The sequence below is a fragment of the Candidatus Ruthia endofausta genome (assembly GCF_013342985.1).
Taxonomy (GTDB): Bacteria; Pseudomonadota; Gammaproteobacteria; order PS1; family Pseudothioglobaceae; genus Ruthia; species Ruthia endofausta.
In genome coordinates, this window is the sequence record NZ_CP054490.1 from 1,099,289 (window position 1) to 1,123,068 (window position 23,780).

Consider the following 23,780-nt stretch of genomic DNA (forward strand, 5'->3'; position numbering starts at 1 on the left):
GTTACTCAGTTAGATTATGTTGGTTTGCTCTTTAATGAGTTTATCTACTCCTGCTAGTAGCACCCTACCATCTGTGAGCATAATGCCATTTTTTGTAATATCAACAGATAATTCTGACGATCTTTTGTCATCATAAACTGCTACGACCGGATGGCTTATTTAGAACTAGCTCATTATTTAAATAAATAAGTGTATTAACTGTGCCCAAGTCAATTGAAAGATTCTTTGGTTTAAATAGCTTGAACATAGGCACTCTAATTTGTATTTGGTTCTTCTTAATGTGCTTATTTAAGAAAATGAGACAGCAAAAAATTAAATTGAAAATATTAAACTAACCTAGGCGTACGAAAGAGGTAGTAATTTCTAGTGATGTTTTTTAAACAAAATGTTAATCATTGCCACTGCATCACAACCAGCATCAAATGCTTGTTGTTGGTTGTGAAAGTCAATGCCACCAATGCCAACAATGGGTATGTGTAATATTCGTTTGGTTTTTGTGATTAGACTAAGCGGGCAATGTGGCGCATTGGGTTTAGTATTGGAGTTAAATAGCGAGCCAAAAGCTACATAATTAGCACCTTGCTTTTGGGCTTGAAGTGCTAAATCGATATCATCATAGCAAGATATGCCAATGATAGCGGCGTTGCCTAATTGCTGCCTTGCTTGTTGTATTGAGCCATCATTCTTACCCAAATGAACACCATTAGCATGGATTTTTTCTGCTAGGTTAATATCGTCATTAATGATAAATAAAGTATTATGCTTCAAGCATAAAAGACGTAATGCACACGCCTCTTTGAGTTTAATGTTGTCGTCGTTAATTTTACGTCGATATTGGAGTATACTAATCTGGTGTTCGATAATGACCCGTTCTATTAAAATAGGATTAAGAGAGGTATTGGGTGTTATGGTATAAATATTTGATATTTTTTTATTAAACACCATGGCTAGTTCTCAGTTAAGGCATAATTTATTAAATATAATTCTCATTATAGTGATTATTGGTGTTATATGGCTTTTGATGGCGTTATTATTGTCTTCATTTTCCACGTCGGAGAATAAAAAACAAACACCATTAATGCAAAATAAAATCACTTCCAAAGGGGTGACTTATCTTGAAAAAATTGATAATTTTTCCTTGCAAGAATTTGATGCTAAAGCGCAATTGTCACATTCTGTTAAAGCCAAAAACTATTTTAGTTTTAAGAATTCTCCAGCATTGTTAATCGAGCCAAAAGTAACATTTTATGACGAAAAAGGCCTTAAAGATTATATGTTAAATTCTAAGCGTGCTTATTATACCGACACTGGTGAAATTAAATTTAAAGGCGAAGTGAGTGTTCAATCTAGCAACGGACTTAGTCATAAAATAAATACAGAAGAGTTACTAATCGGCATTAAAACTAGTGACTTGATGAGCAAAAAACCAGTGACTTATTTGGGTGAAAATATCAAAATTATTTCCCAAGGAATACGTATGCATGCTAAGGATGATAGAATGAAACTAACAGGTTATACCAAAATCAACCAAGATAGTGGGCAACAAATTTTAACTAAAGATTTGTACATCAATCAATCCAAAGGTCAAAAATATTATTATTCAAACAATAAAACCACTTATCTAGCTAAGAAAAATAAAATCTATGCCAGTGGTGTTGATATGGATAGACAAAAACAAGTAATACAACTATTAGGCAAGGTGAAAATTGTACAAGATTCTGGTTCTAAGATTAATACCAAAAACCTAACCATTGATCAGTCTAATGGCTTAGAAGTGTACCGAACTAAGGAGAAAATACATTATCAATCTAACATTGCTGATATTCATGCTTTTGGCATGAATTATGATGTAGCTGAGCAAAAAATTAAGTTGATGGGTGGCGTGGTGGGACGCTATGAATAAAGCCCTTCTAATGTGTTTATTGATATTGCCTGGTCATGCAATCGCTTTAGTGATTGACAGCTCTAAGCCTATAGAGATTAGCGCTAATATGGTTGTGATTGATGAGAGAAAAAATATAAGCACTTACATAGGCAAGGCCAGTATTACCCAGGGTTCTCTTATTTTAAACGCCGAAATCATACAATTATTTAGCAATCAACAAAGTGTTATTAAAATTATTGCCAAAGGTACCCACAAACAACTTGCGCATTACCAACAAAATCAGCCAAACCAGTCTCGCTTTATAGAGGCGCGAGCACTTAATATAACTTATTTAATCGAACAAGAACTCGTACATCTTAAGGGTAAGGCGCATCTAGTACAAGGGTTTGATTCTTTTAGTGGCGGCACACTTGATTATGACATTAAAAATGACAAGATAATCACCAGTATGTCAAAAGACGGCACACAAAGAGTTCGATTTAAAATCAAACTTTAAGAGACTCTTACATAAATATGAATAATGATCCCTATTTATGCAAAGGTCTCTTTAAACGTGGTTATTCTTCATTACTGCTACATAGATATTTTTAGCCCATATATCTATGGGGATATCTCCATATATCCCCATAGAGCAACATAAGCAAAAATGACAGTGTGTATAATTTTTGGTTTTATATTTAAGATAGGATTGTAACATGTCAAAATTAGTTCCACCGCATGGCAGTGATACGCTAAAGCCATTAGCACTAGAAGGTAATGCTTTAACAGCCGAGTTAGAAAGAGCAAAATTACTACCAAAAGTTAACTGCTCTTCAAGAGAAGTGGGCGACATCATTATGATGGGCATTGGCGGTTTCACGCCGTTAGAAGGCTTTATGGACAAGGCAGATTGGCAGGGTGTTTGTGATAACATGGCCATAGAAAGTGGTTTATTTTGGCCAATTCCTATTACCTTGTCTACTAATAGTGAAGATGTTAACCAGGGTGATGAAGTTGCTTTGGTCAATAGTGAGACGGATGAAATTATTGCAACCATGGTTATCAGTGAAAAGTATTCAATTGATAAAACCCACGAATGTAATACCGTTTATAAAACAACTGAAATGGAGCATCCGGGGGTTGTCATGGTAATGGCTCAAGGTAAATACAATCTTGCTGGCTCTATTAAGGTATTGTCAGATGGTTGTTTTCCTGAAAAGTATAGTAATTTATATATGACCCCAATGGAAACTCGTGCTTATTTTGATGATAAAGGTTGGAAAACAGTTGCAGCATTTCAAACACGCAATCCAATGCACCGTTCGCATGAATATTTAGCCAAGATTGCAGTAGAGATTTGTGATGGTGTTATGATTCACTCAGTATTAGGCGGTCTTAAGGCTGGTGATATTCCTGCTGATGTGCGTTCAGAAGCAATTTCAGTATTAATTGAAAACTATTTTTTAGATAATACAATCCTACAATCCGGCTACCCATTAGACATGCGTTATGCAGGTCCTCGTGAAGCATTATTACACGCATTATTCAGACAAAACTATGGTTGTTCGCACCTGATTGTTGGTCGTGATCATGCTGGTGTTGATGATTATTACGGCCCATTTGATGCACATAATATTTTTGATGAGATTGCTGATGACGCATTGGTGACAAAAGCGTTAAAGATTGACTGGACATTTTGGTGTCATAAATGTGGCGGCATGTCTTCAATGAAAACCTGTCCTCATAATGCAGAAGATCGTGTATTACTTTCAGGCACCAAAGTTCGTAAGATGCTTTCTGAGGGTGAAGATTTGCCAGAGACTTTTTCTCGTCCTGAAGTAGCCAAAGTTTTACAAACCTATTATGCAGGTATTAAGGATGAAGACAAAGTAGAAATTAAGTTGAGTGGACACTCGGCAGAATAATAAACCATGCCCATAATCAAGACATCTTGAGAAATTAAAGGTTTTTTTGATTGTAACAAAAGTTTTATATAAGTATAATGGGTCGGATTTTGACAAAATGTCATTGAACGTTAGAACGAAAAAAGACTAAATAAGAGCGCTGATTGAAAAAGAATTGGCAAAATTTAGAATGAGAGTGATTTAACTTTAAGGAGAAAAACCAATGATCGATATCAATTCAACACCAATTGCTAGTCTATTAGCAGAGGGTATTTCATACGCAGACATGCAAATGTACGTAGTCATTATGATTGCCCTAGTGGTTGTTATGACAGTGCTAGATTTGTTACATAAGAAAAGTGCAACTTACTTTTTTAATGCAGCGGCAAAAGCTGAAAAAGATTTAGCCGCAGGTGATGCACCATGTTCATTGGGCAAAGAAGAAGGCAGACTTAAAGCATTAAGCGCTGGTGATAAAGTAAATATATTAGCAAGTACGATTGCAGTAGATGTTGCAACAGCTGGTGAATTTAGCAATGGACTTCGTAGATTGGTACATATCCTAACCATGTGGGGCTTCATCCTCTTTAACAGCGCAACTGCCATTATTATTTTTGGTGCTCAAGAGACTCAGATATTAGCACAAGTATGGAATATTGGCGCAATCATGTTATTTATTGGTACATTTTGGTATTGGTTTGGCTTTAAAGTAGACACTCAAGCAGAAGGTCATTCATGGACAAGAATTGTTATTAAAAGAGACATGTTTAGTTTGTCATTAATGGCAACTTCAGTAACCGTACTAGGTTGGAACATCTACGGTGGTGGTACTGGCATATGGTTCATCTTAGTTCTTTTTGCGACTGTATCACTATTTGGTGGTGTGTATTGGTCTAAATTCTCTCATATGTTCTTTAAGCCTGCTGCTGCATATAATAAGCGCATCATCAAAGCTAATGGCACAAACGAGAACTTGCCTCACGAGACAAGAGACGATGTGTGGCAACAAAACAGACATTCAATGGAGCTTTTAAAAGACGCACCAATGAATATGGGCCTTGGTATTAAGCGTGAAGCGCCTAAGCACTACTAATATTAATTAAATAAGAAGAGAGGAAAATAATATGCCAACTTTTGTATATATGACTCGTTGTGATGGTTGTGGACATTGTGTAGATATCTGCCCATCTAACATTATGCACATTGATGATAAATATCGTCGTGCTTATAATATTGAACCAAACATGTGCTGGGAGTGTTATTCATGTGTTAAAGCATGCCCACATCAAGCAATTGATGTGCGTGGTTATGCAGACTTTGCACCACTAGGACACAGTGTTCGCGTTATTCGTGACGAAGAGAAAGGCACCATTGCATGGAGAGTTAAATTCCGTGACGGTCGTGTGAAGAACTTCTTATCACCAATTACAACTCAACCATGGGGAACTAAGATTCCTGATTTCAGAAATGAGCCTGAGCCTAGTGATGAGATGCGTAACTCGCAGTTATTAGCATTTGAGCCTAAATATATTCGTATGGATGATGACGATATTCACACGTTAGAATCTAACGGTTTGAAATTTAAAGAAGGAGTGTACTACTAATGGGTATTAAAACAATTGTAGAAGACAACATTGATATTTTAGTTGTTGGTGCTGGTTTAGGCGGTACAGGTGCCGCTTATGAGGCTAGATATTGGGGTCGTAATAAAAAGATTATCATTGCAGAAAAGGCAAACATTAACCGTTCAGGTGCTGTCGCTCAAGGTTTATATGCAATTAACTGTTATATGGGCACTCGTTTCGGTGAGAACAATCCTGAAGACCATGTGCGTTATGCACGTATGGATTTAATGGGTATGGTTCGTGAAGACTTGCTGTTTGACATGGCTCGCCATGTTGACTCTGCAGTGCATAAGTTTGAAGAATGGGGCCTTCCATTAATGAAGGATCCTAAAAGAGAAGACATTGGTGCTTACATGCGCGAAGGTCGTTGGCAGATTATGATTCACGGTGAATCATATAAGCCTATTGTTGCTGAAGCTGCAACTAAGCAAGTTGACAAAGTTTACAACCGTATTATGGTTACCCATTTGCTAATGGATGACGCACAAGAAAATCGTGTTGCTGGCGCTGTCGGTTTTAACGTACGTACTGGTAATTACCATGTGTTTAAGTCTAAGACTACTATTGTTGGTGCTGGTGGTGCGTCTAATATCTTTAAGCCTCGTTCAGTGGGTGAAGGTATGGGTCGTGTATGGTATGCACCATGGTCTTCTGGCTCTGCATATGGCTTACTAATTGAGGCTGGTGCGAAGATGACACAAATGGAAAATCGTATCGTTCTTGCTAGGTTTAAAGATGGTTATGGTCCTGTTGGCGCATACTTCTTACATCTTAAAACCTACACTCAAAATGGTTATGGTGAGGAGTATGAATCTAAGTGGTTTCCAGCACTGTCGAAAATGGTAGGTAAAGAATATCTAGATACAGAAGGTCAACATTTATCTCATAAGCCAATTCCAACTTGTTTGCGTAATCATGCATTTATCAGTGAGGTAAATGCCGGTCGTGGTCCAATTCACATGGTAACAATGGAGGCATTTCAAGACCCTCATTTAGAAGAAGTTGGTTGGGAAAACTTTTTAGGAATGACAGTTGGTCAAGCAGTGCTTTGGGCGGCAACAGACGTTGACCCTAAATACGAAAATCCTGAATTAACAACGTCTGAGCCATATGTAATGGGTTCACATGCTACTGGTTGTGGTGCATGGTGTTCAGGTCCTGAGGACATCTCTCCTGATGAATACTTCTGGGGCTATAATCGCATGACGACGGTAGATGGTTTGTTTGGTGCAGGTGATACTGTTGGTGGTACGCCACATGCGTTCTCATCAGGCTCATTTACCGAAGGTCGTTTAGCTGCTAAGGCAGCATGCAAGTACATTGATGATGGTAAGGGAGAAGGGATTAAAGTGTCTGATAAGCAAATTTCTGACCGTAAAACGCAAATCTTTAAATTTTTAGAGAATTATACGGTTGGTCGTAATGAAATTGTTGCCGGTACAGTATCGCCAAGTTACATTTTGCCGATGAGCGGATTGCAACGTTTGCAAAAGCTTATGGACGAGTATTGTGGCGGTGTTACTGTTTCTTATGTAACCAACGACAAGTTGCTAAATATAGGTTTGAAGAAGTTAGCCATTTTAGAAGAAGATTTAGAGCACATTGGTGCAGAAGATCTTCATCAGTTGATGCGTGGGTGGGAATTAAGACACCGTCACCGTACTTCTGAATGCGTGACTCAGCATACTTTGTTCCGTAAAGAAACTCGCTGGCCTGGTTACTATTATCGTGGTGATGCTATGAAATTAGATGATAAAAATTGGCATGTATTGACAGTTTCTCATCGCGATTGTGTTACTGGTGAATACACACTAGAGAAGGCACCTTGTTACCATTTAGTTGGCGAGGAAGATGAGAAATAGAGATTTAGTTTAAATTTTTATCTACTGTATGTATATTTTAAGAAAAAACGTTTCGTTGGAGTATTGAATAAATGAACATTATTGATAAAACAGATGAGGAAATTTTAGCGATTGCAAGTCCAATGTGGGATGACTTGATTAAATATTCTAATAATAGTAATTATGGTGCTTTTAGTCGTCATTTTTCAGAGGATTTTTTGCGTGGTGCTAATGAAATTGAAATGGGTAAACAGTTTGCCCGTAGCGAGCTAACCAAAGGTCTTGAAAAAGGTGCAGAATATTTGGGTATGATTCGTCGTGGTCAGCATGTAACCGTGTTATATAAACAAACTCACTCTAAAAAAGAGGGTGAGTACTTAGGCAGACTCGTGCTTGGTTATGAAGATGATATGGTTAAGATTTTTGGCACAACAATTTTTTAAAAGCTGTGGATAATACTATTCAAGATTCTAAATATGTCGAACTTATCTATAAGGTCATTGATAAAAAAACCGGTAACGTCTTTTCAGAAATTGAATATCCAGTCGGTTATGTACACGGTGTTAACGATACATTAGACAAAAAGGTTATTGCTGAATTAGAAGGTAGAAAGCAGGGCGATATCATTGAGATTAACATTGATGTAGAGAAAATCTACGGATTTCGTGATGAATCTTTAGTTTTTATTGATAAAATTGAAAATGTCCCACCAGAATATCAAAAAGTTGGTACTAAGGTTGTTATGGAAAATTCTAAAGGAGATCCTAAGGAATTTTTGGTCACTAAAGTCGATAATAAGACAGTTACCATTGATGGCAATAATCCACTTTGTAGCCGTGAAGTTAAATTTTCGCTCGAAATTCTTTTAGTGCGTGATGCAACGGATGAAGAGATGGAAGCAGGTGGTATGATAGATGAGCAACCAGATATGGAACAATTATTAACAATGCATTAATTATGAGTATTGACTTTACAGAATCAGAAATAAAGACTATTCAAAGTGCGGTTGATTTTCGTTGGAGAAAAGAAAAAATTAAAGTTAATTTGGCTGATATTGAAATTACCAAAGAAGATGAAGATGAGCTAACGCTTTTTCCGGCAGCTGTTTGGGAGGATAAAAATTCAACTTTTATTATTTTAAAAATAGGCGTATTTTCTTATAAAAGTTTCTTTTATTATTTGTCTGATGAACGCTTTGATACTGGTGTTCCTGAGTATAACGATTTGTATGAGTGTGCAGATAAGTTGTTAAAAGCGCAAGCGGATTTTATTCTGAGTAAAAACACGAAAGATTTAAATCTACATATGCAAAAATAACCCCCTGTTTTAAGTTTTAAAAAAAGACATGCTATGAGATAATAGTTTTCGCCTTTTGATTGTTTGTTTAGATATAAAAAAAGGGTGAACTTATCAACCCCTTCCCTTTTAATGAATCGATTAATGATTATAAAAGAGGAATAATCATAATTGCAACAATATTAATAATCTTAATTAGTGGATTAATAGCAGGCCCTGCTGTATCTTTGTATGGGTCGCCCACTGTATCACCAGTAACAGAAGCTTTATGAGCATCTGAGCCTTTACCACCAAAGTGACCATCTTCGATATATTTTTTAGCGTTATCCCATGCACCACCACCTGTGGTCATTGAGATTGCAACAAAAATACCCGTTGCGATAGAGCCGATTAGTAGTCCGCCTAGTGCCTCAGCGCCTAATAGCAAGCCAACGATAACTGGAAATGCAATTGGCAAAATAGAAGGTAATATCATTTCTTTAATGGCAGATTTAGTGAGCATGTCAACTGCTTTAGAATAATCAGGCTTTTGTGTGTAATTCATAATACCTGGCATTTCTCTAAACTGGCGACGTACTTCATTGACAATACCACCTGCAGCACGACCAACAGCCTCCATTGCCATTGCGCCAAATAAATAAGGCACTAAGCCACCTAAGAATAAACCAATGATTACTTTATGATTAGACAAGTCAAATGCAATGTCTTTGAATTGTTCAATAGTACGTAGTTCATTAGTAAAGTCGGCAAATAATACCAGTGCTGCCAAACCAGCAGAGCCAATTGCATAGCCTTTAGTTATTGCTTTGGTTGTATTACCAACGGCATCTAGAGGATCGGTAATGTTGCGAATTTTTTCTGGAAGTTCAGCCATTTCTGCGATGCCACCTGCATTGTCCGTAATTGGACCATAGGCATCAAGTGCGACAATAACGCCTGTCATTGACAACATAGCTGTTGCTGCAATTGCAATGGCGTATAAGCCGCCCAATTCATGCGCACCCCAAATACTCGCGCATACTGCAAGTACAGGAAGAGCAGTAGATTTCATACTCAAGCCAATACCGGCAATAACGTTAGTACCATCACCTGTGAGTGATGCCTCAGCAACATGTTGTACAGGGCTGTGTTCAGTTGACGTGTAATACTCTGTTACCACAACCATAACAGCTGTTAGCGCTAAGCCGATCAGTGATGCGTAGAATAAATCCATCCCCATATTCATGTCATTGGTAATAAAGTAAAAAGCAATTGCAGCCAATCCCGCTGAAACGATTAAGCCTTTATATAGAGCACTCATAATAGAGCCACCATTAGAGACTTTAACAAAAAAAGTACCTATAATAGAGGTAATAATTGAGGCTGAGCCTAAAGCTAAGGGATATAAAATAGCATTATTGCCTAAACCTAAGATACCCGCAAGCATCATGGTTGCAACAATAGTAACTGCATAAGTTTCAAATAAGTCAGCAGCCATACCTGCACAATCACCAACATTATCACCAACATTATCAGCAATCACTGCAGGATTGCGTGGGTCGTCTTCTGGAATGCCAACCTCAACTTTACCAACAATGTCAGCACCAACGTCAGCACCTTTGGTGAAGATGCCACCGCCTAAACGTGCAAAAATTGAAATAAGCGAGCCACCAAATGCAAGACCAATAAGCGCGTGCAATGCATCTTTTTGTGCAACGCCATATTCAATCATGCCGGCGTAGTAACCAGAAACACCTAATAGTGCCAAGCCAACAACCAATATACCTGTAACAGCACCACCTTTAAAGGCAACTTGGAAAGCGGCATTCATGCCGTTATTAGCCGCTTGTGCTGTGCGAGAATTAGACTTAACTGACACATTCATACCAATATAGCCTGTTGCGCCTGACAATACTGCACCAACTAAAAAGCCGAGACCAACGGCGATACCTAAAAAATAAGTAATGATGACAAGCAAAACAACACCTACCATAGCAATGGTTGAGTATTGACGATTTAGGTAAGCATTTGCGCCTTGTGCAATTGCATCTGAAATTTCTTTCATTTTGTCATTACCTGCAGGCTGTTTGTTAATCCAGGTAATTGTAAATAGGCCGTATAAAACAGCGATAATTGATGCCGAAATGGCAAGGATAAGAATTGTATCCATTACTTTATTTTCTCCTTTTTGATTTGTGTGCAAATTTTCTTCAGGATTGATTATAGTTAATAATTGTCTATATAGTAAGACGATAATCTAATAATTTAATAGAACTAACTTATGTTAACTATTGATAGAGTATTATTAAGCGCTAATTTTCGTTCCAATATTTGCTTTTAATGCCATGATCTAAATCTGCCTCAATTAAGTGAGATCTAAGTTTAAGTAGTTTTTTAATAAGGACAAGCTCGGCTTTTTTTAGCTTAAAGCGTCTGAGGTACGGTTAACCACGATACCTAAAAGCTCTGTAATAGCATTTTCCAATTGAATTTTGGGAAATAGGCATTAACTGGGACACCAGAGTTTCTGCTTGATACTTGGGCAAAAAAAACTGCGATTAAAGTCTAAAAATCCTTTTAAAATTTAATCATACTTTTTCCAAAAATCAATATTTTTGAAACTTTCAATACCACCTTGAATTTTCCAACTAGGGGCAATCCTTGTGGATATCCAGTTAGTTTAAGAGTTAAGACTTTGGGCCAGTGACGAGTCTAAGTATTTTTAAGTCCAAAGCGGATAAAAATTCAGTATAAACATCCTGCATATAAGCGGTAAATAAGGAACGTTGACCATCGTCTGTTAGATTAGGGTTGTTAGTGTCGGCTAGTCTTGCGTGTGTAAGCCGCTTCTTTGTCAAAGACGATAAAATGATTATGCAGCATTCTAATGCTAGGTACGTCTGCATTAGTCATTGGCCAAGTGGCATCAAGTGATGCCTCACCAGCAAGAATGAGATATTTGTCTGGATCTGGGTAATGTTTTAACATAAAGCCAATAATAATTTGGTTCATGCGATTTTTACTTTAAGGTAGCTGTGTGCGTCGCACTGGATGATCTAAAGGGTTCAGAATGCTTTTAGAGGTGTTGTAAATAATACAATCGAATTCATTTGAATGCCCTAAAGTTTTTCGATAAAATCGTTAGGCAATAAGCCGTTATTTTGGGTTAAATCTTGAAGATTTTCAGGCGAGTTAAAAACTTGTTTGGTTTCCAACCCCCCTTGAGATCCAAAGGATGGGGCGGGGGGGCGAAAGGGATGTTAATTTCTCTTGGATCAAATTTAATCATAAGAGATTAAATTGTTTAACTTAATTGTGCGTAAACACGATCTCTAACTTCGTCAAGCGTACCTACACCAACAGCTGCACCATATTTAGGCGCATCACTATCTTTATTCATCCAAGATTGATAATAATCAACCAGTGGCTGGGTTTGTTCATGATAGACGTCTAGACGTGCACGCACCGTATCTTCAGCATCATCCGCACGTTGTACTAACTCTTCACCAGTAATATCATCAATGCTTTCAACCTTAGGTGGGTTGTAAACAATGTGATAAGTACGACCTGACGCTAAATGCGTACGACGACCTGACATGCGAGCAATGATATCTTCATCTGGCACTTGAATTTCAACCACGAAGTTAATTTTAACGCCATCTGTTTTTAACGCCTCTGCTTGGGCAATTGTGCGTGGAAAGCCATCAAATAAGAAGCCATTTTCACAATCATCTGCTTGAATTCTTTCTTTAACCAGGCCGATAATAATATCATCAGAAACCAAACTACCTGCATCCATGGCTTTTTTAGCCTCAATGCCTAATGGGGTGTCTGCTTTAATAGCTCCGCGCAACATATCACCAGTTGAGATTTGAGGAATTGAATACTTTTGACAAATCTTAGTTGCTTGAGTACCTTTGCCTGCGCCCGGAGGGCCTAATAAAATTATGTTCATTTTTTCTCCTTGTCTGTTTTATTTAATGTCTCTAGTCAGAAGCAAAACTCCTGGCTATTTTTTTTTACTAAAAAACCAGAAAGCTTTGCTTCCTGAAAGTAATACTTAAACTTCAAATGGGACTAATTTTTTATCTACCACTATCTTCTTCATCACCACATAATCAGGCAAGCCGTTCTTGTATGGTGGATAATCTTCACCTTCAATAAGTGGTTGTAAATATTCACGACAAGCGTCAGTAATACCAAAACCATCGTCGGAAATGTAGTTTGTAGGCATCATCTTTTCAACATTAGCGATGTCTTTTAACTCGCTTGAGCCAATTTCCCAAGTGTAGGGGTTATTTGAGGTGCGAATAATGGTAGGCATGACTGAATTTTTACCTTCAAGTGCCATATTAACAGCCGCTTCACCTAATGCATAAGCTTGTTCAACATCGGATTTTGAAGCTAAGTGACGAGCAGCACGTTGCAGGTAATCTGCAACTGCCCAGTGGTACTTATAACCTAAGGTGTCTTTGATTAAATTGGCAACCACAGGTGCTGCACCACCAAGTTGTGCATGGCCAAAGTCATCGCGAGTGCCTTGTTCTGCCAAAAAGCGACCATCTGGCCATTTTGTACCTTCGGATACAACGATTGTGCAATAGCCAAATTCTTTGACGTTTTTGTCAATTTTAGCTAAAAATTTCTTTTCATCAAAATCAACCTCTGGGAATAAAATTACCACAGGTATTGAATCATCAACTAAGCCACCTGCTGCTGCAATCCAACCCGTATGACGACCCATTACTTCAAGGACGAAAATTTTAGTTGAGGTTGCCGCCATTGAGGCCACGTCAAAACTAGCTTCCATAGTAGAAACAGCAATATATTTAGCAACTGAACCGAAACCTGGACAGTTGTCTGTAATTGGTAAGTCGTTATCCACTGTTTTAGGTACATGAATGGCTTGAATTGGGTAGCCCATTGATTCAGATAATTGAGAGACCTTTAAGCAGGTATCTGCTGAATCGCCACCGCCATTGTAGAAAAAATAACCAACATCATACGCTTTAAATACTTCAATTAGTCTTTCATATTCTGTTTTGTTGGCCTCTAAAGATTTCATTTTATAACGACAAGAGCCAAAGCCACCAGAAGGCGTATGTTTTAAGGCCTTAATATCAGCACTAGATTCTTTTGATGTGTCAATTAAATTTTCAGTGAGTGCGCCGATAATGCCGTTTTGACCTGCATATATCGTGCCGATTTTATCTGGATGTTTGCGCGTTGTTTCAATCACGCCACAAGCTGATGCATTAATCACAGCAGTCACGCCACCTGATTGGGCATAAAAAGCATTTTTCATAATTAGTTTCCTAAAATAACAAACTAATAATTATACTTTATAAACCAATTATGATTTTTCTAAAATGTGTTTAAGGTTTGTAAAACTTTGGTTTAGCTCAAAGGAAAATTCTTTAGCCAACAACAAGTGTTCAAGTAATTGCATGGTGTCATCTGCATATTCGTGTACCAGTTTATTACGTAATAAACGCATATCTATCTAATTGCCAGCATTATTAATAATGCTAAGCTACTCTACTAATCAATGTAGATTACCAATCGCCGTTTTTGGGATTCCGTCAGACTACTTGAGGAAAAGTGGTAATAATTTATCCACAAACAATGTCTTGCATGCGTGAAAATTTAGACACAAAAAGATTCTAGCCTGTCAATGCCTTCAGGTGTTTACAAGGTGTTTTCTAACCACTTGGTATTTAAATTATCTTCAGAGAATAAGCGCCCAATTACGCCTTTTACCAACAAATCCTCTTTGTTAAAAATAATCATAATTTAGTTAATTCTATTCCTGTCAGTGAGTCTCATATGCTTAATTTATTAATTAATTTCTGTATCATGTTTTATTTGTTCAAATGAAGAGTTTAGATACACACCAAGAGTATTTGATTGTGTTCTCTTTACTTTGCAAAGATACTGAGGTGTTGCCAAATACAATTAAACTAGAATTGCCATCATTGCTTGATGCAAAACTCAACATGTTGCCTGATTTTAAAATCACACTGAAATTGGTACTAGCAACAATGCCTGAGCCACAAACCGTTATCATGCAGCCATTTGAATCACGACCAGCAGTGCTATCGGTATTGACTGCGGTATTCTTTAACGTAATGATTGAATTATTCAAAACTCGAATGCCATGATTACGACCATTCAGAATCACATACTTGTAAGTAAACTTAACCTCTGTTGCTTACCCTTAGTGCATGATAACTGGTTGCCTGCATTAATGACCTTGCTGTGTAAGGGGGTGCTCAATCGCTTGTTGTAAAGGGTTAGTACTACAGTCAACACTAATAATTGGGTTATCCGCTATACTAAATATTGGGGTTGAGTTACCATTAGAGCTGTCACTGTTTTCTAATATTATTTCCTGCTGGTGTGCCACTTAGCGTGCCAGTTGCAGTACTAAAAGTCGCCCAGCTGGGTTTATGTTGAACAAACTCTCACTCTCAATATCATTTAGCCGTTGGGGTAAAGTTATAAGGAACATTAGCCATTGCACTTGTACTCGGGCTACCAGTAATGGTGGGTGCACCATCTTCGCTCATGGTTATTAGGACATTTTGACCTTGGGTGATTACTGGCGTATCATTAATATTAATAACAACATTATGATTGCCAATATCGTTATTGCTTGGCGTGCCACTTAGTTGTTTTGTACTCTCATTCAGTGTTAGTCATGCTGGATAAGTAGATTAGGAAAAAACGATTGTATCATTTACTTTATTGTTATCAGTATCGAGTTGTTCTGCACTCTCTAGTGGAAAAGCATCATTAGCATTGAGCGTTCCATCGCCATCTAAATTGGGATTAGTTTGCGCAGGGGCAATCATAACTTCTATCGTTGTTAAATTTTCTGCATCTGTAATTGTATCTGTGTGGTGGTTTCGTCTAGTAAAATTTGCTTGACTTGCTTGACTTGCTTGACTTGCTTGACTTGCTTGACTGTCTTGTTGGTATTTGGAATAGACAAAGTATCTGGGTCTTGCTGTAATACTTGTAGTGTATCTGGGTTGATTTGCGTGCCATTGTCTATTAATTCTTGGGTAATGACTGCTGTTATGCCAGTATTAATGTCTGTTGTATTTGCACCCATGGTAAACTCCATAATACAAGCAAGATTAACAGTTTTGTTAAACGTTAGCCGTAGTGCGATTAGTCAACGGGAGTCGGTCGAAGGTTCATCGCCTAGCACTCAGTATTTATTGCAAATAGCTAGTTTATTAAAGATAAGTTTTGAATGGTTGGCAACGGGTAGCAATACTAACCAAAATAAAATCATGAATATTGTTAACGAGCCTGAATTTAGTGCTGAAGAATTAGAAATTTTGCAAATTATAAAGAAGGCGCTTGTCGGCAAAAAATGTGCATTATTAGCAATCAAGCAAACGTGTAAGGGGTGATTTTCCATTCTTGAGAGTGACTAACCTCAAGAACAAAGCATTTTGCAGCGCCATAATTACGTACTTGTCCAGCAGCACCTGGATTGATAACCCAAGGTGTTTTTTCTTGATCGATAATTTGTTTGTGAGTGTGCCCATAAATGATAATTTTTGCATTTGGATGGGCAGCTCTTAGTGAGTCATGAGAAGGCTGATGAACGCCATGTTCGTGCCCATGCTCAATGACGATTTCTCCATTTGGGAGGTTTAGTTTTTCTATTAAATTTAGATGAGTTATGTGTACGTCGTTATTACCTTGAATGGCAATTAATTTTTGCTTGGGTTTGAGTGCTTGAAGGGTCTGTGCATCAATAATGTCACCAGCATGGATGATAATATCGCATTGATTCATTAGCTTAATAATTTCTGGACGAATAAAGCCATGTGTATCTGAAAGAATGCCAATTTTTGTATTCATTTTTATAAATGCGTTCTGATGGGCAGCATGTGTTCGAAGGTTTCGATATTGATAAATCCTTTTATTGATTTCATGTCCATGTTAGAGCTGGGTTTATTAATGGCAACAATGCTAGCAATGCCGTATTGTTTGGCGGCATTTAGCACCGATAAAGAATCGTCAAAGAAAATACTTTTTTGCTTGTTCAAATGAATAGCTTTGTTTAACTGGTGCCAAAAATCTTGCTCTTCTTTAGCTGCGTTGTAGTCATGCGATGAAATAATGGCATTAAAATACTGTGATAAATTAGTGATTCGCATTTTTAATTGAATGGTTTTTCTATGGGCGTTGGTGACTAAATAAATGCGCTTTTTGTGCTGTTTGGCTTGTGCTAAAAAATCCAATACAAATGGGTGTATCTGGATTAAATGAGCCACGTCTTCTTTGAGTTCAGCAATGTTTAGTTTGAACACTTTTTGCCAATAATCCAAACAATACCAATGTAGTTTTCCCTCTTCTGCTCGAAGAATGGGATAGATTTTATCCTTTGATTGTTGGTGTGTCAGGTTGTACTTATTGGCAAAGACCAAAGGCATATACTCCATCCAAAAATACAAATCAAAATGTAAGTCTAGTAGAGTGCCATCCATGTCTAATAAAATGGTGTCTATTGAAGACCAATCAATGTTATTTTCTACGCCAAGTTGTGCCATTGGCATTATCCTCTAGTACAATACCAAGCTCGGCTAACTCGTCTCTGATTTGATCACTGAGTGCAAAATCTTTATTAGCTCTAGCCTTATTTCTACTGGTAATCTTTGCACCAACTTCGCTGTTCGATAAGGAAACACCTTGCTTTAAAAATTTATCCGCATCCATCTGCAAAATACCAATATAACTACCGAGTTTTTTGAGTAATTGCGCCAAGGCATTAGCTTGCTCAATGTCCTCTTCACGTTGTGAATTGACTGTCTTTGCTAATTCAAATAAAACACTCAAAGCGATGGGTGTATTAAAGTCATCATCAAGCGCTTCGTTAAATCGTACTGAATAATCAAAACGCATGGATACTTTCTCAGTTGTTGCGCTAGAAGCATTGAGACTACGAATAGCAGTATACAAACGAGATAGTGACGACTTGGCTTTATTAAGATTATTATCTGAAAAATTAAGTGGACTGCGGTAATGAGAACTCATGATGAAATAACGCAAGGTTTCGCCATCATAGCTTTCTAATACGCTACGAATGGTGAAAAAATTATTCAGTGATTTACTCATTTTTTCATTATCAATATTGACAAAACCTACGTGCATCCAAGTGTTAACAAAAGTGTAATTATTCGCACCTTCAGATTGGGCGATTTCGTTTTCATGATGTGGAAAGGCCAAATCCATACCACCACCATGAATGTCAAAGTGATTGCCTAGATAATGTGTGGACATGGCAGAGCATTCAATATGCCAACCAGGGCGGCCTTGTCCCCAAGGAGACTTCCAGCTTGGTTCGCTGGGTTTTGACATTTTCCAAAGAACAAAATCCAGCGGATCTTTTTTAGCACTTTCTATCTCAATTCGAGCACTTGCCACAAGTTCATCAAGATTTCTCCTTGAGAGTTTTCCATAATTTTTAAAACGACGCACTGAATAATAAACATCGCCATTATGAGCTTGATAAGCAAAGCCTTTTTCAATCAGCGACTTTATCATATAAAACATTTGATTTATCGCATTAGTTGCACGCGGTTCAACATCAGGTGGTAACACGCCAAGAGCACGCTCATCTTCGTGCATGGCATCAATAAAACGATTAGTTAATGTATATATATCTTCTTTATTTTCAACAGCGCGTTTGATAATTTTGTCGTCAATATCGGTAATATTACGCACATATTCAACATTTGGGAAATACCGTCTAAGATGGCGAGTGATAACATCAAACATCACTAATACTCGTGCATGACCCATATGGCAATAATCATAAACAGTCATACCACAAACGTATATGCTTACTTTATCGGCATTAATTGGGCGAAAAACTTCTTTTTGTTTACTTAACGTGTTGTAAATTTTAAGCATGAGCGATATTTTACGTGAGTATTTATCTGATTTTGTCTTGTCAATAACAAACCCCTACTTTTTATATGATTTATCGACATAAACAGTTGTATAATTAATGGATTTTTTAATTATACATAGGAGAAAATGTATGAGCGTTTTAGTCACACAACAAGCCCCAGATTTTACGGCTGCTGCTGTTTTAGCAGATGGTACGATTGTTGATAATTTTCAACTTTCTAGCCTTAAAAGTAAGAAAATTATGTTGTTCTTTTATCCACTAGATTTTACTTTTGTTTGCCCTTCAGAGATTCTAGCGTATCACCACAGAATGACGCAGTTTAATGACAAAGGTGTTGAAGTGGTTGGTGTTTCAATAGATTCAGAGTTCACGCATAACGCATGGCGTAACACGCAACCAGCAGAGGGTGGTTTGGGTGTTATTGACTTCCCATTGGTGGCTGATACTGATCATTCTATTATGGAGGCTTATGGTATTGTGCATCCAGCAGGTATTGCACTGCGTGCATCGTTCTTAATTGATGAGAATTTTGAGGTACGTCATCAAGTGGTGAACGATTTACCATTGGGCAGAAATGTTGATGAAATGTTACGTATGATTGATGCACTTGATTTTCACACCGAGCATGGCGAAGTTTGTCCTGCGGGTTGGAACAAAGGTGATGAGGGTATGAAAGACACGCCTGCAGGCGTGGCTGATTATTTATCAAAACATGCTGATGAATTGTAATTAAATTTGTTGTTGAATGGGGGTTAAGCTCCCTTTTTTTATGGCTTATTATAGGGAGAATTAACAATGGAAATGAAAAAATTATAGATGTATTTGTACGACTGAGTGTATGATGAATACTTAGGCGCACACAAAGAGGGGATTGAGCTAGGCACAAAATGGGAAAATGTTCCCAAAGATTGGGTATCCGGGTTGTGGTGGTGCTAGTAAGGCTGAGTTTGAAATGGTTGAAATCTAGTAAAATAGCCTTTTTTGAACTGAGACAAGGGAAGAATAATGTCAAAAGTATTGATATTACCAGGTGATGGTATTGGCCAAGAGATTATAACACAAGCACTTAAAGTCATTAACTGCTTGAATGCAGATTTTAATCTTGGTATGACGTTTGAACATGACCTGATTGGTGGTAGTGCTTATGATGAAACTGGCTCTCCTTTGCCACAAGCCACACTAGACGCTGCGCGTCAGTGTGATTCTATTTTATTAGGTGCTGTGGGCGGCTATCAGTGGGCGTCTTTAGAGCGTAATTTGCGACCAGAGCGAGGTTTGTTAGGACTGCGTGCAGAAATGGATTTATTTTCTAACTTACGTCCTGCGATTTTATACCCACAACTTGCTAGCGCTTCAACGCTTAAAAAAGAAGTGGTGTCAGGGCTTGATTTGATGATTGTTCGTGAGCTGGTTGCGGGTATTTATTTTGGCAAACCACGAGGTGTTGAAGTGCGTGATGGACAAAAATATGGGTTTAATACAGCCACTTATTGTGAGTCAGAAATCAGGCGTATTGGGCATTCAGCCTTTGAAATTGCACAACTTCGTAACAAACGTGTTTGCTCGGTAGATAAGGCAAATGTGTTAGAAGTATGTGAATTATGGCGTGAAGTGATGACGGATGTGGCTAAAGATTATCTAGATGTTGAGCTTACCCATATGTATGTAGACAATGCTGCAATGCAATTAGTCAGAGCACCTAAACAATTTGATGTGATGGTGACTTCAAATTTATTTGGCGATGTGTTAAGTGATTGTGCAGCAATGTTGACTGGTTCAATTGGTATGCTGCCATCAGCCTCGCTTAATCAAGACGGGTTTGGTATGTATGAGCCTATTCATGGTTCAGCACCTGATATTGCAGGCAAAGATATTGCCAATCCTTTGGCAACTATTTTATCGGTTGCTATGATGTTGCGTTATTCGCTTGATCAGGTGGGCTTGGCCCGTAAAATTGAAACGGCAGTTAATACTGTATTAGACAAAGGTTATCGTACGCAAGATATTGTAACAGAAGGTAATACGCTTGTTGGTACAAATAAAATGGGTGATTTGGTGGTAGAGGCATTAGTATGAAAATTGTGGTTTATTCAACCAACACTTGCCCAATTTGTGTCAAGACTAAGGAATTGTTAAACAAGTGGAATCTACCATTTGAACAAAAAATGATTGATGAAGATCGTGTACTTATGGCGGAGTTTTCAAAAGTGACTAATGGCGCTAGAATGGTGCCACAAATTGTCATTGATGATGAGCATATCGGTGGATTTAGCGATTTAACTGAGCTGCATATGGATGGATTCTTTGGCTAAAATGTGTGTTTGTTTAAGAAAAAACCATAATATCTAGGTTTTTAATTTTAGGGATAGGAATGTGTCTTTCAGTTGATTTTATAAATCCCTAGCTTCAATCTCAAGTAACATTTTGCTAATGTGTTTGCCAAACTGCTCATCAAACCCATGCCAATTTTTATAAGCGGTTAGCTGTTTAATGGCAATGGGTTTAATTTCATAGTCAGCTAAATCTTGGTCATAACCTTTTTTAGTTTCATCTTGAATAATGAGCAGGTAATCTAAAAATGGCGTAACAGCATGGTTTACATTACCTGATGAGCCATGTCCAGGCACGTAATAATCTAGACCCAAATCTGTTGCATATTGCAATACTTTAATGTTGCCATGCATACTAGAACTGTTGTCAAAACGACCCATGCGATTAACAAAGCCATTATCGCCTAAGAATAAAGTTTTACTGTTGACATGTTCAATCATAATGTCTGTATTGGTATGTGCTTTAATGGTAGGATTGTGAATTTTAAATTGTTCTGAACCTAAGTTAATTACTTGTAAATGCTGGGTGGCGTCAGTTGGATAAGTGCTAATTGTATCTTTTGTTAAACCGTCAGTTAGGGTTGTCATTAAATTAACCCAGTTATCGCCTCCGCCGTTTTTAGCCTCAATAATCATTTCTGGGTGGGCATAAATCTTGGCATTAGGATATTTTTCGATGATCGCTTGATTGCCTAGCCAGTGGTCGCCATGAACGTGTGTATTAAAGACGGCAATAATAGGTTTTTTGGTAATTTTTTCAACTTCTTTAATCACTTTTTTACCCACATTATAAGCACTACCTGAGTCAACAATAATAACGCCTTTTTTGCCAATAATAATGCCAGGATTATTCATAAATCCTTGATTCTGTACACTTGGCTCACCAGATGGGCCATGAATGACCAGTAGGTTATTACTAAGCTTTTCAGGCGAAAATTCGCCCATGCCTTTAATTGTCCAAGCATTTGATAGAGTTGATAAGGTTAAAGCAAATAAAAGATAAATTGTTTTCAATGTTCTCTCCAAAGAGAGTCATTGTACCTTATCAGATTTTAGGGGATATGCTCAGTTAGAATACAAAACGATCCAAATGGGCTTATCCTTATTTATTGTATAGGGCTAAATATGTAACAATTAAGAGGTGTTTAATTATGTTAATACAGCCGATACAGCATGGCATACCTGAGAATAAATCATAAATCATTCTTCAATTAATGCAAGTGGTACGACAAGAGTGCTTATTCCTGGATTAGCAGATACAAAGTTTAATTTAGGCAAACAGCAGTTTTTATTGTTAACCCCCTTTGTTGTTGTGTTTGGTGTGGTTAAGACTGTGATGAATTTATTAGCAGGCCATTTGAGTGGTCAATATGCTCGTAAACGCGTGCTCATTACAGAATGAATTGTTGCAATTCCTGTGCCGTTTATGATTTTATATGCACCTAATTGGCATTGGATTATAGCGTCAACCTTGCTATTGTTGGCGTGGCAACAGCTTATATTGTTAATCTGATTGGCATAAGACAAGGTTTGTTCATATTTTCTGTTGTGGCGGTACTTGGGTTGTTTTCATCTATCTTTTATATCAAAGAAACCATGCCATGGGCTAAGTTACACCAAAGAGACAGTCTGCCAATAGAACAACCAAATTTTGGCAAGCTGTTTGTTCAAGGGAGTTGGCGTGATTTTGGTTATGCTGTGGTGGCATTAACACCAGGTATGGCTGTACAAATGACCCAAGCATTAACAGCGCTATTTTTATTAGCATCTGTTGCTATGATTCTATCTGGGTTGCGCGTTTTAATAATAGTTCCAAATCGTAAGAATTAGTTTTATATTTGATGGTTTGATACCAATCAATGGCATAATACCAACCATGCGTAAAAACCCTATTGTCTTAAATATTAAAATCATTGCCACAACCCGTTTTTTCAATATTGAGGAAATGGATATTGAGTTTTCAAATGGTTCAAAAAGAGTATATGAGCGTTTAAAGCCATCAGGTAATGATGCAGTATTAGTCATACCGATGTTAGATATTGAAACTGTGTTAATGATTTATGAGTATTCTGGCGGTACAGATCGATATGAACTTGCATTAACTAAAGGAAAAATTGATGATGGTGAAACACCTATTGAAGCCGCTAATAGAGAGTTAATTGAAGAAATTGGCTATGGTGCTAACAAATTAACTTTTATCAAAGAAATGACTATTGCACCTGGTTATCAATCTAGTATTACTTACATTGTACTAGCACAAGATTTATATAAAGCGAGAGCAGAAGGTGATGAACCGGAGCCATTAGAGGTAGCGGCATTTAAGATGGCTGATTTAGAAAACTTGGTTTACAATGAAGATTTAACTGAAGCCAGAAGCATTGCAGCCTTATACATGGCAAGAGATGTGATTAATAATCAGTGACACAATAGTCAGTGATTGAAATACCTAAGAATTTTGTTTTGTCATCTGTTGATACTGCTTTTGCAGATGTTGAACTGGCGTTAGAAGAACCTAACGGATTGATTGCATTAGGTGGGTGAACTAACAACCCATCGGCTTTTAGAAACGTATCAACAGAGAATTTTCCCTTGGTATAACGAGTCAGAGCTAGTGCTTCGGTATTCTCCAGACCCAAGAATGGTGATTACTTTAGAGCGACTTCATATTTCAAAAAGCCTCAATAAAACGATTCGTTCTGATAAGTTCGAGGTTAAAGTTGATACAAACTTTGAATGTGTGATTCATCATTGTAAAGCCATTCAGCGTAAAAATCAAAATGGCACCTGGATTAATAATGATATGGTACATGTTTATACTGCACTTCACTTGCAAGGATTTGCACATCTTGTTGAAGTGTATAAAGATTCTCAATTGGTAGGTGGGCTTTATAGGGTTGCTCTAGGGCAGGTGTTTTTGGTGAGTCTATGTTTTCATTAGTGCGAGATGCTGCTTCTAAAATTGCTTTTAATATACGGCATTATGTGTTACTGAACTATTAAAAGA

General features: G+C 37.5%; 33 protein-coding genes and 1 pseudogene. 19 read left to right on the forward strand and 15 right to left on the reverse strand.

Annotated elements, in window-relative coordinates; genetic code table 11:
• Positions 1-9: 9 nt before the first annotated feature.
• Together HUE58_RS07250 and thiE are read right to left on the reverse strand one after the other, a co-directional pair.
• Positions 10-81 carry a hypothetical protein gene (locus HUE58_RS07250; protein ID WP_340689640.1) on the reverse strand — a complete coding sequence of 24 codons (72 nt, stop codon included), beginning with the start codon at positions 79-81 and terminating at the stop codon, positions 10-12.
• A 282-nt stretch (positions 82-363) separates the two neighbouring features.
• Positions 364-945, reverse strand: a complete 582-nt coding sequence (thiE, locus tag HUE58_RS06165; RefSeq protein WP_174606108.1) for a thiamine phosphate synthase — start codon at positions 943-945, stop codon at positions 364-366.
• Here thiE and lptC point away from each other — a divergent pair.
• The 9 genes from lptC to HUE58_RS06210 all read left to right on the forward strand — a co-directional run bounded on the left by lptC (position 944) and on the right by HUE58_RS06210 (position 8,551).
• The gene (gene lptC / locus HUE58_RS06170; RefSeq protein ID WP_174606109.1) at positions 944-1,903 is read left to right on the forward strand and encodes an LPS export ABC transporter periplasmic protein LptC; all 960 of its coding nucleotides are present in this window, start codon (positions 944-946) and stop codon (positions 1,901-1,903) included. The genes thiE and lptC overlap by 2 nt on opposite strands.
• Positions 1,896-2,381, forward strand: a complete 486-nt coding sequence (gene lptA / locus HUE58_RS06175; RefSeq protein WP_174606110.1) for a lipopolysaccharide transport periplasmic protein LptA — start codon at positions 1,896-1,898, stop codon at positions 2,379-2,381. The genes lptC and lptA overlap by 8 nt, the downstream gene beginning before the upstream one ends.
• Before the next feature lie 199 nt (positions 2,382-2,580).
• Positions 2,581-3,789, forward strand: a complete 1,209-nt coding sequence (gene sat / locus HUE58_RS06180; protein ID WP_174606111.1) for a sulfate adenylyltransferase — start codon at positions 2,581-2,583, stop codon at positions 3,787-3,789.
• A gap of 265 nt (positions 3,790-4,054) precedes the next feature.
• A complete protein-coding gene (locus tag HUE58_RS06185) occupies positions 4,055-4,861 on the forward strand; it encodes an adenylylsulfate reductase (RefSeq protein WP_174606260.1) in 807 nt (268 codons plus the stop codon).
• A 31-nt stretch (positions 4,862-4,892) separates the two neighbouring features.
• The gene (gene aprB, locus HUE58_RS06190; protein ID WP_174606112.1) at positions 4,893-5,372 is read left to right on the forward strand and encodes an adenylyl-sulfate reductase subunit beta; all 480 of its coding nucleotides are present in this window, start codon (positions 4,893-4,895) and stop codon (positions 5,370-5,372) included.
• Positions 5,372-7,255 carry an adenylyl-sulfate reductase subunit alpha gene (gene aprA, locus HUE58_RS06195; RefSeq protein ID WP_174606113.1) on the forward strand — a complete coding sequence of 628 codons (1,884 nt, stop codon included), beginning with the start codon at positions 5,372-5,374 and terminating at the stop codon, positions 7,253-7,255. The genes aprB and aprA overlap by 1 nt, the downstream gene beginning before the upstream one ends.
• Positions 7,256-7,326: 71 nt before the next feature.
• Complete coding sequence (locus HUE58_RS06200; RefSeq protein ID WP_174606114.1) at positions 7,327-7,677, forward strand: hypothetical protein; 351 nt, start codon at positions 7,327-7,329, stop codon at positions 7,675-7,677.
• Between the two features lie 5 nt (positions 7,678-7,682).
• Positions 7,683-8,189, forward strand: a complete 507-nt coding sequence (locus HUE58_RS06205; RefSeq protein WP_174606115.1) for an FKBP-type peptidyl-prolyl cis-trans isomerase — start codon at positions 7,683-7,685, stop codon at positions 8,187-8,189.
• Between the two features lie 2 nt (positions 8,190-8,191).
• On the forward strand, positions 8,192-8,551 hold the full coding sequence (locus HUE58_RS06210; protein ID WP_174606116.1) for a hypothetical protein: 360 nt from the start codon (positions 8,192-8,194) through the stop codon (positions 8,549-8,551).
• Between the two features lie 127 nt (positions 8,552-8,678).
• Here HUE58_RS06210 and HUE58_RS06215 read toward each other — a convergent pair whose 3' ends face one another.
• From HUE58_RS06215 to HUE58_RS06235, 5 genes and pseudogenes are all read right to left on the reverse strand, one after another.
• On the reverse strand, positions 8,679-10,679 hold the full coding sequence (locus HUE58_RS06215) for a sodium-translocating pyrophosphatase (protein WP_174606117.1): 2,001 nt from the start codon (positions 10,677-10,679) through the stop codon (positions 8,679-8,681).
• 142 nt (positions 10,680-10,821) lie between these two features.
• Positions 10,822-11,798 (reverse strand): annotated as a pseudogene (locus HUE58_RS07255) (hypothetical protein).
• Between the two features lie 15 nt (positions 11,799-11,813).
• Positions 11,814-12,464 carry an adenylate kinase gene (adk, locus tag HUE58_RS06225; protein ID WP_174606118.1) on the reverse strand — a complete coding sequence of 217 codons (651 nt, stop codon included), beginning with the start codon at positions 12,462-12,464 and terminating at the stop codon, positions 11,814-11,816.
• 105 nt (positions 12,465-12,569) lie between these two features.
• Complete coding sequence (locus HUE58_RS06230; protein WP_174606119.1) at positions 12,570-13,814, reverse strand: 6-phosphofructokinase; 1,245 nt, start codon at positions 13,812-13,814, stop codon at positions 12,570-12,572.
• Positions 13,815-13,862: 48 nt separating this feature from the next.
• A complete protein-coding gene (locus HUE58_RS06235) occupies positions 13,863-14,006 on the reverse strand; it encodes a hypothetical protein (RefSeq protein ID WP_174606120.1) in 144 nt (47 codons plus the stop codon).
• Positions 14,007-14,382: 376 nt separating this feature from the next.
• Between HUE58_RS06235 and HUE58_RS06240 the strand changes: the two genes are divergently transcribed.
• Positions 14,383-14,670 carry a hypothetical protein gene (locus HUE58_RS06240; RefSeq protein ID WP_174606121.1) on the forward strand — a complete coding sequence of 96 codons (288 nt, stop codon included), beginning with the start codon at positions 14,383-14,385 and terminating at the stop codon, positions 14,668-14,670.
• 315 nt (positions 14,671-14,985) lie between these two features.
• Here the strand turns inward: HUE58_RS06240 and HUE58_RS07430 are convergent, their stop codons facing one another.
• Genes HUE58_RS07430 through HUE58_RS06255 form a run of 3 tightly spaced genes read right to left on the reverse strand, consistent with a single transcriptional unit; the run spans position 14,986 to position 15,626 of the window.
• Positions 14,986-15,201: a hypothetical protein gene (locus HUE58_RS07430; protein WP_422851491.1), complete on the reverse strand. Its 216-nt coding sequence runs from the start codon at positions 15,199-15,201 to the stop codon at positions 14,986-14,988.
• Positions 15,202-15,225: 24 nt separating this feature from the next.
• Positions 15,226-15,363, reverse strand: a complete 138-nt coding sequence (locus HUE58_RS06250; protein ID WP_174606122.1) for a hypothetical protein — start codon at positions 15,361-15,363, stop codon at positions 15,226-15,228.
• 14 nt (positions 15,364-15,377) lie between these two features.
• Positions 15,378-15,626 (reverse strand): hypothetical protein, encoded by a 249-nt coding sequence (locus HUE58_RS06255; RefSeq protein WP_174606123.1) that lies wholly within the window; start codon positions 15,624-15,626, stop codon positions 15,378-15,380.
• Here HUE58_RS06255 and HUE58_RS06260 point away from each other — a divergent pair.
• Entirely contained in the window at positions 15,625-15,933 is a 309-nt protein-coding gene (locus HUE58_RS06260; protein WP_174606124.1) for a helix-turn-helix domain-containing protein, read from the forward strand. The two genes, HUE58_RS06255 and HUE58_RS06260, sit on opposite strands and share 2 nt — an antisense overlap.
• Here the strand turns inward: HUE58_RS06260 and HUE58_RS06265 are convergent.
• From HUE58_RS06265 to cysS, 3 genes are read right to left on the reverse strand one after another with little or no spacing between them, the layout of a single operon-like run.
• Complete coding sequence (locus tag HUE58_RS06265) at positions 15,911-16,390, reverse strand: metallophosphoesterase family protein (protein ID WP_174606125.1); 480 nt, start codon at positions 16,388-16,390, stop codon at positions 15,911-15,913. The genes HUE58_RS06260 and HUE58_RS06265 overlap by 23 nt on opposite strands.
• 2 nt (positions 16,391-16,392) lie before the next feature.
• On the reverse strand, positions 16,393-17,082 hold the full coding sequence (locus tag HUE58_RS06270) for an HAD-IA family hydrolase (RefSeq protein ID WP_174606126.1): 690 nt from the start codon (positions 17,080-17,082) through the stop codon (positions 16,393-16,395).
• On the reverse strand, positions 17,057-18,445 hold the full coding sequence (gene cysS / locus HUE58_RS06275; protein WP_174606127.1) for a cysteine--tRNA ligase: 1,389 nt from the start codon (positions 18,443-18,445) through the stop codon (positions 17,057-17,059). The genes HUE58_RS06270 and cysS overlap by 26 nt, the downstream gene beginning before the upstream one ends.
• A 130-nt stretch (positions 18,446-18,575) precedes the next feature.
• Here cysS and HUE58_RS06280 point away from each other — a divergent pair, with 130 nt between their 5' ends.
• From HUE58_RS06280 to HUE58_RS06295, 4 genes are all read left to right on the forward strand, one after another.
• Positions 18,576-19,175 (forward strand): peroxiredoxin, encoded by a 600-nt coding sequence (locus HUE58_RS06280; RefSeq protein ID WP_174606128.1) that lies wholly within the window; start codon positions 18,576-18,578, stop codon positions 19,173-19,175.
• Between the two features lie 105 nt (positions 19,176-19,280).
• Complete coding sequence (locus HUE58_RS06285) at positions 19,281-19,382, forward strand: rubredoxin (protein ID WP_422851473.1); 102 nt, start codon at positions 19,281-19,283, stop codon at positions 19,380-19,382.
• A 66-nt stretch (positions 19,383-19,448) separates the two neighbouring features.
• Complete coding sequence (leuB, locus tag HUE58_RS06290; protein ID WP_174606261.1) at positions 19,449-20,522, forward strand: 3-isopropylmalate dehydrogenase; 1,074 nt, start codon at positions 19,449-19,451, stop codon at positions 20,520-20,522.
• A complete protein-coding gene (locus HUE58_RS06295) occupies positions 20,519-20,758 on the forward strand; it encodes a glutaredoxin domain-containing protein (protein WP_174606129.1) in 240 nt (79 codons plus the stop codon). The genes leuB and HUE58_RS06295 overlap by 4 nt, the downstream gene beginning before the upstream one ends.
• A gap of 78 nt (positions 20,759-20,836) precedes the next feature.
• Here the strand turns inward: HUE58_RS06295 and HUE58_RS06300 are convergent, their stop codons facing one another.
• Positions 20,837-21,790, reverse strand: coding sequence for an MBL fold metallo-hydrolase (locus tag HUE58_RS06300; RefSeq protein ID WP_174606130.1), 954 nt, complete (start codon positions 21,788-21,790; stop codon positions 20,837-20,839).
• Between the two features lie 220 nt (positions 21,791-22,010).
• On the opposite strand from HUE58_RS06300, the gene HUE58_RS06305 reads away from it, so the two are divergent.
• From HUE58_RS06305 to nudE, 3 genes are read left to right on the forward strand one after another with little or no spacing between them, the layout of a single operon-like run.
• Positions 22,011-22,178: a hypothetical protein gene (locus HUE58_RS06305; protein ID WP_174606131.1), complete on the forward strand. Its 168-nt coding sequence runs from the start codon at positions 22,011-22,013 to the stop codon at positions 22,176-22,178.
• 50 nt (positions 22,179-22,228) lie between these two features.
• Entirely contained in the window at positions 22,229-22,606 is a 378-nt protein-coding gene (locus tag HUE58_RS06310) for a hypothetical protein (RefSeq protein WP_174606132.1), read from the forward strand.
• Between the two features lie 46 nt (positions 22,607-22,652).
• The gene (gene nudE / locus HUE58_RS06315; protein WP_174606133.1) at positions 22,653-23,198 is read left to right on the forward strand and encodes an ADP compounds hydrolase NudE; all 546 of its coding nucleotides are present in this window, start codon (positions 22,653-22,655) and stop codon (positions 23,196-23,198) included.
• Here nudE and HUE58_RS06320 read toward each other — a convergent pair.
• Positions 23,185-23,412, reverse strand: coding sequence for a hypothetical protein (locus HUE58_RS06320; RefSeq protein ID WP_174605065.1), 228 nt, complete (start codon positions 23,410-23,412; stop codon positions 23,185-23,187). The genes nudE and HUE58_RS06320 overlap by 14 nt on opposite strands.
• Here HUE58_RS06320 and HUE58_RS06325 point away from each other — a divergent pair.
• On the forward strand, positions 23,388-23,714 hold the full coding sequence (locus HUE58_RS06325) for a leucyl/phenylalanyl-tRNA--protein transferase (RefSeq protein WP_246260793.1): 327 nt from the start codon (positions 23,388-23,390) through the stop codon (positions 23,712-23,714). The two genes, HUE58_RS06320 and HUE58_RS06325, sit on opposite strands and share 25 nt — an antisense overlap.
• Positions 23,715-23,780: the final 66 nt, after the last annotated feature.

Coding starts and splice junctions, on each gene's coding strand:
- sat (WP_174606111.1), top strand. CDS start 2,581: ATGTCAAAATTAGTTCCACCGCATGGCAGTGATACGCTAAAGCCATTA.
- aprB (WP_174606112.1), top strand. CDS start 4,893: ATGCCAACTTTTGTATATATGACTCGTTGTGATGGTTGTGGACATTGT.
- HUE58_RS06280 (WP_174606128.1), top strand. CDS start 18,576: ATGAGCGTTTTAGTCACACAACAAGCCCCAGATTTTACGGCTGCTGCT.
- nudE (WP_174606133.1), top strand. CDS start 22,653: ATGCGTAAAAACCCTATTGTCTTAAATATTAAAATCATTGCCACAACC.
- HUE58_RS06270 (WP_174606126.1), bottom strand. CDS start 17,082: ATGGCACAACTTGGCGTAGAAAATAACATTGATTGGTCTTCAATAGAC.
- HUE58_RS06295 (WP_174606129.1), top strand. CDS start 20,519: ATGAAAATTGTGGTTTATTCAACCAACACTTGCCCAATTTGTGTCAAG.
- lptC (WP_174606109.1), top strand. CDS start 944: ATGGCTAGTTCTCAGTTAAGGCATAATTTATTAAATATAATTCTCATT.
- HUE58_RS06250 (WP_174606122.1), bottom strand. CDS start 15,363: ATGATTGCCCCTGCGCAAACTAATCCCAATTTAGATGGCGATGGAACG.
- HUE58_RS06255 (WP_174606123.1), bottom strand. CDS start 15,626: ATGGGTGCAAATACAACAGACATTAATACTGGCATAACAGCAGTCATT.
- HUE58_RS06240 (WP_174606121.1), top strand. CDS start 14,383: ATGAAGAGTTTAGATACACACCAAGAGTATTTGATTGTGTTCTCTTTA.
- HUE58_RS06265 (WP_174606125.1), bottom strand. CDS start 16,390: ATGAATACAAAAATTGGCATTCTTTCAGATACACATGGCTTTATTCGT.
- HUE58_RS06185 (WP_174606260.1), top strand. CDS start 4,055: ATGCAAATGTACGTAGTCATTATGATTGCCCTAGTGGTTGTTATGACA.
- adk (WP_174606118.1), bottom strand. CDS start 12,464: ATGAACATAATTTTATTAGGCCCTCCGGGCGCAGGCAAAGGTACTCAA.
- lptA (WP_174606110.1), top strand. CDS start 1,896: ATGAATAAAGCCCTTCTAATGTGTTTATTGATATTGCCTGGTCATGCA.
- cysS (WP_174606127.1), bottom strand. CDS start 18,445: ATGCTTAAAATTTACAACACGTTAAGTAAACAAAAAGAAGTTTTTCGC.
- HUE58_RS06215 (WP_174606117.1), bottom strand. CDS start 10,679: ATGGATACAATTCTTATCCTTGCCATTTCGGCATCAATTATCGCTGTT.
- thiE (WP_174606108.1), bottom strand. CDS start 945: ATGGTGTTTAATAAAAAAATATCAAATATTTATACCATAACACCCAAT.
- aprA (WP_174606113.1), top strand. CDS start 5,372: ATGGGTATTAAAACAATTGTAGAAGACAACATTGATATTTTAGTTGTT.
- HUE58_RS06230 (WP_174606119.1), bottom strand. CDS start 13,814: ATGAAAAATGCTTTTTATGCCCAATCAGGTGGCGTGACTGCTGTGATT.
- HUE58_RS06210 (WP_174606116.1), top strand. CDS start 8,192: ATGAGTATTGACTTTACAGAATCAGAAATAAAGACTATTCAAAGTGCG.
- HUE58_RS06260 (WP_174606124.1), top strand. CDS start 15,625: ATGGTAAACTCCATAATACAAGCAAGATTAACAGTTTTGTTAAACGTT.
- HUE58_RS06200 (WP_174606114.1), top strand. CDS start 7,327: ATGAACATTATTGATAAAACAGATGAGGAAATTTTAGCGATTGCAAGT.
- HUE58_RS06235 (WP_174606120.1), bottom strand. CDS start 14,006: ATGCGTTTATTACGTAATAAACTGGTACACGAATATGCAGATGACACC.